Source organism: Rhizobium sp. GCM10022189 (assembly GCF_042656325.1).
Taxonomy (GTDB): Bacteria; Pseudomonadota; Alphaproteobacteria; order Rhizobiales; family Rhizobiaceae; genus Rhizobium.
The window spans coordinates 1-1478 of the sequence record NZ_JBHSOR010000025.1; the positions used below are offsets into that span (position 1 = coordinate 1).

General features: G+C 62.4%; 2 protein-coding genes. Both read right to left on the minus strand.

The genetic code is table 11. The features are described from left to right. Positions 1-191: 191 nt before the first annotated feature. Positions 192-1208 carry an ABC transporter ATP-binding protein gene (locus tag ACFPWW_RS12335; RefSeq protein WP_162713000.1) on the minus strand — a complete coding sequence of 339 codons (1017 nt, stop codon included), beginning with the start codon at positions 1206-1208 and terminating at the stop codon, positions 192-194. Further along, the coding region (locus tag ACFPWW_RS12340) for an oligopeptide/dipeptide ABC transporter ATP-binding protein (RefSeq protein ID WP_377311852.1) at positions 1205-1478 on the minus strand (274 nt) is incomplete at its 5' end. The genes ACFPWW_RS12335 and ACFPWW_RS12340, both read right to left, overlap by 4 nt.

Genomic DNA, 1478 nt, shown 5'->3' on the forward strand with positions numbered 1-1478 from the left:
CTTCGGCTGCATGAAGCACTTTCGCCGTTTCGCAACGCGCTACGAACGCAGAACCATTCACTTCCAAGGCTTCGTCCATCTCGCCGCCGCAATGATGTGGATGGCTTGAATGTCGATCGGTCCTAGACCTGCCCGTCGAGGAAGCGATCGAAAGTGCGCCGGCAGGCCAGGTGCACTGAGGGCCAATCGTTTCAGCCCGCCTGCGTCAGCGGATTGGGCGCAGCGAAATGGCAGGCTGAGAACTGGTTTGGCGAGACTTCACGCAGACCCGGCCGATCGACCTTGCAGATGTCCTTTGCAATCGGACAGCGCGTATGGAAGCTGCAGCCCGGCGGAACGCGGGAGGGGCTTGGAACGTCGCCCTGCAGCACGATACGGTTTGCCTTGCGATCCGGATCGGGTTCGGGTGCTGCCGACAGCAACGCCTGCGTATAGGGATGCTGCGGCATGGAATAGACCGACTTCTTCGGCCCGATTTCGACGATCCTGCCGAGATACATGACTGCTACGCGGTCGGCGATATGCCGGACCACCGCCAGATCATGGGCGATGAAGAGGTAGGAAAATTTCCGTTCGGCCTGCAGATCCTGCAACAGATTGACGATCTGCGCCTGTACCGAAACGTCGAGCGCCGAAACCGGCTCGTCGGCGACGATGAAACGCGGATTGACCGAAATGGCGCGGGCAATGCCGATACGCTGGCGCTGGCCGCCGGAGAATTGCCGCGGGTAGCGATCCATGAAAGCGGGCGACAGGCCGACCTGCGTCAGCAGTTCCGCCACACGGTCCCGCCGCTGCCTTGACGACTTCGCCATGCCGAAGACTTCCAGCGGCTCGGAGATGATCTGCGCGATCGAACGGCGCGGACTGAGCGAGCCATAGGGATCCTGAAAGACCATCTGCATCTTGGCGCGCATCATGCGCATCTCGGCGGCACTCAGCGATGTGATATCGCGCCCCTCGAACAGCACTTCGCCGTCGGTCGGCTGGATCAGCCGCAGCAGAAGCCGTCCGAGCGTGGACTTGCCGCAGCCGGATTCACCGACCAGCGCCAGCGTCTCGCCCGGTTTGACGGAGAAGGAGGCGCCGTCCACCGCGCGCACGCCACCCGAGGACGAGCGTGCAAAAGACAGGCCGCCTGCATCCGAAAAGGTCTTGCCAAGGTTGCGGACGGTCAAGAGGTCGTCGACGCTGTTCATCTCTGTCATGCTGTTGCTCCGGCGGTGACCCAGCAGGCCGCCTTATGGCGTTCTGAAACGGTAAACATGGGTGGCATTTCGGCCGCGCATCTTTCGGTCCGGTCGCCACAGCGGGCATAGAAGGGACAGCCCTGCTTGACGGTGCCGGCAAGAGGCACCGAACCGGGGATCTGGTAGAGGCGCTTCTGATCGTCATCGAGGCGCGGGATGGATTTGAGCAGGCCGCGTGTATAGGGGTGGCTGGGATTGGCGAAGATCGAGCGGACATCGGCATCCTCG

What these genes read in the sequence shown, in the direction of transcription:
- ACFPWW_RS12335 (WP_162713000.1), bottom strand. Translation starts at nt 1,208, where the DNA reads ATGACAGAGATGAACAGCGTCGACGACCTCTTGACCGTCCGCAACCTT.